The sequence below is a fragment of the Pseudomonas floridensis genome, from assembly GCF_002087235.1.
Taxonomy (GTDB): domain Bacteria; phylum Pseudomonadota; class Gammaproteobacteria; order Pseudomonadales; family Pseudomonadaceae; genus Aquipseudomonas; species Aquipseudomonas floridensis.
On the sequence record NZ_MUIO01000047.1, the window covers coordinates 1 to 6,264 of the forward strand.

Here is a 6,264-nt window from a genome sequence, read left to right on the forward strand (position 1 = left end):
GTCGGCGAAATCAGCGCGCCGAACAGCAGGCAGTAAAGCGGGCTGACATGCCAGCCGAACAAGGCAAAGATCCAGTACGCCAAGGCGCCGATCACCGTCGTTGCGATCAACACGCCAAAAGTCGCCAGCAGACCGATGGGCCAGCGGTAACTGCGCAGGTCCGCGAGGTTGACGTGCAGCGCGCCTGCAAACAGCAGAAAGGACAGCATCCAGTTCATCAGCAGATCGCCGAAGTCGATCTGGCCGATCAGGTCCTGCACGCGGTTTTCCAGGCCGGGAAAGCCCATCAGGCTCAGGCCCTGGAGGATCAGCGAGAACATCAGCGCGGTGACCATCACGCCAATGGTTGGGGGCAGACCGATAAAACGAAAGTTCACATAGGTCAGCAGCGAAGTGAGGCAGATAAATCCAGCAGCAAGTTCAAGCATCCGTCATTCCAAAATCCGTGAATCCAGTTTCAATTCCTGCACGGTCGGCGGCGATCACCGTGGCCGAGCCATGTCCGGGCAGACTGAGATGGCCCGGAGCGCCGTGCAGGCACATTGCGCCAAACACGCAGAAGGGTCTGCGTTGACCACGCAAACACGCACACGTTGCAAAAACGCGTCGAGATCACGGACAGGAGAGGGTACAGACAGGACTGCGTGCTAAAAAACAGACGCAAAAAAGTCAGCCCGGACGACTGTCCGGGCTGACGGGGGATGGAACTCAGGGTTCAGCTTCCCGGGGTGGCCTCCTGGCAGGTCTGAAATCATTGCGCGTTTCGGCACCCGCTGAGCACCTGATACTGCACGGTGTTCAGATCACCTTTGGAGTCCTGGTAGGTCATCAGCTTGGGCATGACGGTGCAGGTCTTCACGTCTGGCGACTTGCGGATGACCTTCGCGACATCCAGGTGCATCCCGTAATGATATTCCTTGATTTCCGGCATCGGCTTGTTAACGCGGGTTGCATACTTTTGCACAGCGGCCTGGTGGTCTTTGATCAAGGTTTCTGCCTTGACTTCATCTGAGGTGTAAGCAAAAGCGCTCAGGGGGGAAAGAATGGCCAGGGCCAGCAGTAAGGATTTAGCAGTACGCATGTTTTTTGTCTCCGTTGTTGAAAGTGAGTTAACTGTAACGAGCCACGGCTAACAGCAAGGTTGCTGAATTATTACGTTTTTGAAAGTTTGGAGATTACCCGTTTTTTTTTAACTTTTTTTATTTATGACAAATTTGTCATTTTCCGCTCACCTTCCTGTTAGGTACCCGCTCGTAAGCTTGGCTCATTCCTGAAAAGCGCCCAGCGCAAAACAGGATCCAAATATTAATGAGCGAAGAGGAAATGACGATGAAACTGGTTAAATCGATGGTCTTTGCAGTGGCTGCCTTGTCCTTTACAAGCGCCTTTGCCGACGACGGTAACGAGTTCGCAAGCACGGCCGCCGACAAGATGCGCATGGCGCAGGAGCAGCGTTTCCAGGAGAAACAGCGTGCCGCGCAGAACGAGCAGTACGTAAATTCGGACGAAAAGTCCAAGTCTGACACGTCCACCAAGTCCGAAGGCTAAACCCTTTGGTCTGCAACGAGCAGCAACCCTGTTCGCCTTTGGAAGCTTTCCGGCTCCTTTGGTTGAGGCGAATATTTAAGCGTCCTTCGGGGCGCTTTTTTTTATATTTTTAAAATGCAATATGCCAGTTGGCATATTGAAGTTGCTTCGGTTTTCTGAAAGTTGTAGGCGTTGTTTGCGGGCGATTTATTTCTTTCAGATTTGTAATCCTGTCGTCATCTTGGCGTTATCTCCGTCTCTTCAAGATTGGGTTTCACTGGCAGCCGTCTATGAATAACAACATGCCAGGTCAAGACGTTTAACGATCTGCCCATTGAACGGAGTGCACATGACTCAACGTAAAAGACTTTCCCTCGCCTTGTGTTCGACCCTCGCCGGTATCACGCCCCTTGCCTCCTTCGCAGAAGAGCAGAAAGAAGGGTTCGTCGAAGGCAGCTCGCTGACCATCCTCAACCGAAATTTCTACATGAACCGCGACCACCGCAACGGCGAATCGAGCCCGACGGGCAGCGGTTATTCCGAAGGCTGGGCGCACGGCATCATGGGCCGCTTCGAATCGGGCTTCACTCAAGGCACGGTTGGCGTCGGCCTGGATGCGTTCGCCATGATCGGTATCAAACTCGACACGGGCGACGGCCGAAACGGCCTGCAGACTCCCTTCTCGGTGATGCCTGTCGACTCGGATGGCAACGCGCGCGATGAATACACCAAAGTCGGCGGCGCGCTGAAAGCCAGAGCCTTCGACACCGAAGTCCATGTGGGTGATGTGTTCCCCGTGACCCCCGTCGTCGCCTTCGGCGATGCCCGACTGCTGCCGGAAAGCTTTCGCGGTGTTACAGCAAGCAACACCAGCATCAAGGGACTGACGCTGCAGGGTGGTCGCCTCAACGGCATGAGTCAGCCTGCCTCCAGCGACATGAAGGAAGGCTTTTCCACGTTCTACGCAGGCCCGGTCGATTCGCCCTGGCTCGCCTATTTTGGTGGCGACTACGAGGCCACCGACCGGCTGAACCTGTCTCTTTACACCAGCCGACTGAAAGACGCCTGGGACCAGAAATACGGCTCGGCCTCCTACGTGTTGCCGATCACCCAGGACATGTCGCTGACCAGCAGCCTGAACTACTACAACGCCACCGACGAAGGCAAACGCCTGCTCGGCGAGTTCGACAACGACATCTGGAGCGCCAGCGTCGGTGTGAAATATGGCGCACACAGCCTGGCACTGTCCCATCAGCGCAACCAGGGCGATGACGACTTCGACTACCTGCGATTGTCCGACTCGATCTACCTGGCCAACTCCATTCAGTACAGCGACTTCAACTCGCCGAAAGAGCGCTCCTGGATGCTCACCTACAACCTGGACATGACCACCTACGGCGTCCCCGGCCTGACCTTCATGACCCGCTATGGCAAAGGCACCGATGCCGATTACTCCAATGCCAACAGCACTTACATGCGCCGCGACGCGCAGGGCAACCCGTTGACCGACCAGAAACGCTGGGAGCGCAACATCGAAGCCAAGTACATCGTTCAGACCGGCACCATGAAGGATCTGTCCGTACGTGTGCGTCAGGCCACGACCCGAGCGACTGCATTCGAGTCTGATCTGGATGAGGTGAGGGTGATTGTGGAATATCCGTTGAGTGTGTTGTGACGCCTTCTAGACGTCCCTAGCGTTTTAGCTGAGGGCAGGAAAGCGTCTGACAGGACGCTTTCCTGGTCGACTCGTACGTTGTGCTCACTTTCAAAAGCGGAGTTATTCAAAAGTAGCATGGACGTCTGACGCGAAATTGATTGTGACGCTCGTCCCCTGCTTGAAGTGCCACCCTTGAAATCTCAGAGTGTTACTCGACCTTATTTCAAGGTGAGCGTTTAGAGCGCACCCTACGCTTTTATGTCGCCTATAAGACGATACGGCCGTCGATGTAGGTCATCTCAATCGGCGTGCCGATCTGGTGGGTGTGGAAGTAGTAGACGATACTCTCTGCCTCACCTCCACGCTGATCCGCTCGGGCCAGTGGCGCATATCAGCCAGTCTCGTAGACCTACAGACCGCTTTGGCCGGGGCTTTCCTCACGCAGTATCCGAAGCCTTGCCAGAGGAAACGCTTTTGCTGAATCTGACCGTTTAGTTCGGACTGTTTGGCAACGCGCCTTCCAAGGCCGTCGTACTTATAGGTGCGGGTGCTGTGAATCTGGCTGTTGGGCATCGTTCCCGTACTTACGGTGCAGTTTTAGATTGATCTAACCGCATCAGTGGCGGTTAAGTGGTGTTGAGATTACATATTGGCGGCCGTATTTTCTGCTCTATCCGCAACTGTCGCAAGATATTGATTAAGGAATTAAGTATGTGGATTGATTTCAGCGCTTGAGGTTTGTAGGTATGTCGATTTTCTTCTGATCCGCTCCGCTAGTGTGACGTCTCAGATAAAACGTTCTCTTTCAAAGTCCCTGCCATCGCGTCTCGGGCACTCTGGATCTTGCGCAAGGTGTCTTCACCTTTCGCACTTCAGACGTACCGGCAGGGCTGGGCGTTGTGCAGCGCCAGGAGCCCTAAGCCCTCCATGCCGATCAGCGTGGCCAGAAACACCCACGAGTTAAAAATCATCCGTTTTGTCCTCCAGGGTTACCTGGGTTGAGACTGTGGGAGGGGGCGATTGGATCGACCGGCCGGTTACCAAAATAGTTTACTGTTAATAATTTAAATTCGTATCATCTGAGGAAATGTTCGACAGCAGAATTAACTCTCAAAGGCATAGAAGATGTGCTCTCGATGATTTTGGCCAGGGTGATATGTTAGCTTTATCGAAGGCTGAGCGATGTGGTTTTCGTTATTTATAAGATGTTGGTTTGTCGGCTTTCAATGACATGCAGCCATCTATTTCGTAGCTTTCACAATTGACTATGAAGATTAGTAGGTATTCTCCTGTGTCTAAAGGTATCCAACTCCTATGAGCCTCGCTAGAAGAGGCTTTTAGGGCTTTCAAACAAATGTCGGCACCGTGAAGTATTCGGCCTTGAGACTTCAGGTTGTTGTACCTGAATTCTACTATTGAGCTTAGTGATTCCTTGGGTTGATCGTCATAGGCGCTAATTTCGTTGGGGACCGGAAATGCCTTGTTAGTCATTTTTATTTTTTTCAAGACGGCGCCTGTCACCGAATCATACTTTTTCGATTTAATAAAATCTTCAAAATCAATTTTTTCAACCGCGTCTTTAGATTTCATTTGGATAAAATACCTTTAGATTTTCTCGATTTCCTTTTAAAAGTATCTCGGACTCCCCGTGTCTGTCTGGAGCCAGGTGCCATGACCATCCATCGCCAGGTTTGGGGCTCCGGTCGGTCTTCCCAATACAGTTCATCTAGAGCCGTACTTCTCTGTCCACCATTTAGCGATTTTTACGTCTCTTGTCCAAGATGTATAGGGGGTGTCTTGAGACATGCCTCCTTTATTATGCAGCTCAGGAAAAATATTGCTATCGACATTACTTGGTTGAACCTTTCCTCTCTTAGTATCTTCGATTTCTGAATGTTTTGCACTCACCCCTCTATAAAGCTCACATGCCCATCCAAGAACATCACCTCAGCGAATTGGTTTAGGCATATACCTATAAAGATTTAACCCTCCTACCAATCCGATCTAATCTAATCCTGAATTATAAACCGTCTCACCTTCGGATCATGATGTCGACACACATAGTACTGAACGCCCGTCTTCATGTCGAAGTGCCACTTTTGTAACCGCTAGTGCTGCTCGATGTTGTTCATCGCGAATGCATACAAGGCTATAAAGCTTTTTAAGTTGCCTGCCAGACATCCGTCGACCTATAGTCAAGAGCCATTAATTTGCAGATGTATAAAGTGTTGCAAATGATACTTTTTTGCGAAAGTATTTTCACTCGTCGCTATATAAGGGTTTTCATCATTGAATGCGTTGTTTTGCCACTGTTTTGCCAGTTATATAACTGATATCAGTTATATAAGTTTAAATTGTAGCCTCTTTAGGTGCTTCGGTTGACATTGCGTGTATTATTTTTTTTGTGTTGCGATCTACTAGTATAACTATAATTGCGTTATTTGTCTGCATTGCTATCCAGCTTGCCGGATGTTCTGGTGGAAATTTTTCTAGTTTGGAAATTGCGTCTGCTGCGCCTAATAAATCTCTGTTGTTTCTGTTTAGTGTTTTTTTTCGATACTCTATAATTGGTTTTAGGCTTGAGCAAGTTTGAATATTGTAAATGCTGAGATCTATTTCGGCAGACATGTCTTCGCACTTCAAGAGGTTCTTGATTCTAGATTTTGTCACGTTATCGATATCGGCAATATCATTAGTTTCGCTGAAAAATTCTTTCTTTGTTTTTTTAGAGTTCATTTGGGTTGAAAACCTCTAGTTTGGAGCGTACTCCTTTAAGTAATATTTCTGATTCTCCCCAAGCGTCAGGAGAGAATTCCCAGTGCCAAGAGTCTCCAGGTTTCGGTGCTCCCGTGGGCGTACCTAGTACAACTCCTCCGGGTCCTTCCCTGTTGGCCCACCACTTAGGTTTTGTACGAAAAGTATTGCCTCATACAGCGTAGGCTGCAGGCCAGCGTGACCATGGCTGCAAAGCTCCTGGCCAGCTTGTCGTAGCGAGTCCCTATTCTGCGGTTCTCTTTTAGCCAGCCAAACATCCGCTCAATGATGTTTCGCTGTCGATACTTTGTATGCGATCCATAAAC

At 50.4% G+C, this 6,264-nt stretch carries 7 protein-coding genes; 2 read left to right on the forward strand and 5 right to left on the reverse strand.

Going from position 1 to position 6,264, the window contains the following annotated elements; translation table 11 throughout:
• Together BZK31_RS13205 and BZK31_RS13210 are read right to left on the reverse strand one after the other, a co-directional pair.
• On the reverse strand, window positions 1-428 hold a 428-nt coding region (locus tag BZK31_RS13205; RefSeq protein ID WP_208617202.1), incomplete at its 3' end, for a cation:proton antiporter domain-containing protein.
• Window positions 429-751: 323 nt separating this feature from the next.
• A complete protein-coding gene (locus BZK31_RS13210) occupies window positions 752-1,081 on the reverse strand; it encodes a DUF2790 domain-containing protein (RefSeq protein WP_083183419.1) in 330 nt (109 codons plus the stop codon).
• 242 nt (window positions 1,082-1,323) lie between these two features.
• Here BZK31_RS13210 and BZK31_RS13215 point away from each other — a divergent pair, with 242 nt between their 5' ends.
• A complete protein-coding gene (locus tag BZK31_RS13215; protein WP_167377953.1) occupies window positions 1,324-1,548 on the forward strand; it encodes a hypothetical protein in 225 nt (74 codons plus the stop codon).
• Window positions 1,549-1,876: 328 nt separating this feature from the next.
• Window positions 1,877-3,202: an OprD family porin gene (locus BZK31_RS13220; RefSeq protein ID WP_083183420.1), complete on the forward strand. Its 1,326-nt coding sequence runs from the start codon at window positions 1,877-1,879 to the stop codon at window positions 3,200-3,202.
• A 1,176-nt stretch (window positions 3,203-4,378) separates the two neighbouring features.
• On the opposite strand, the gene BZK31_RS13230 is transcribed toward BZK31_RS13220, so the two are convergent.
• From BZK31_RS13230 to BZK31_RS13240, 3 genes are all read right to left on the reverse strand, one after another.
• Entirely contained in the window at window positions 4,379-4,774 is a 396-nt protein-coding gene (locus BZK31_RS13230) for a hypothetical protein (RefSeq protein WP_083183421.1), read from the reverse strand.
• A 759-nt stretch (window positions 4,775-5,533) separates the two neighbouring features.
• Window positions 5,534-5,920 (reverse strand): hypothetical protein, encoded by a 387-nt coding sequence (locus BZK31_RS13235; protein ID WP_083183423.1) that lies wholly within the window; start codon window positions 5,918-5,920, stop codon window positions 5,534-5,536.
• A 164-nt stretch (window positions 5,921-6,084) separates the two neighbouring features.
• Window positions 6,085-6,264, reverse strand: a 180-nt coding sequence (locus BZK31_RS13240; protein WP_157900730.1) for a transposase, incomplete at its 5' end; no start/stop codon positions are given.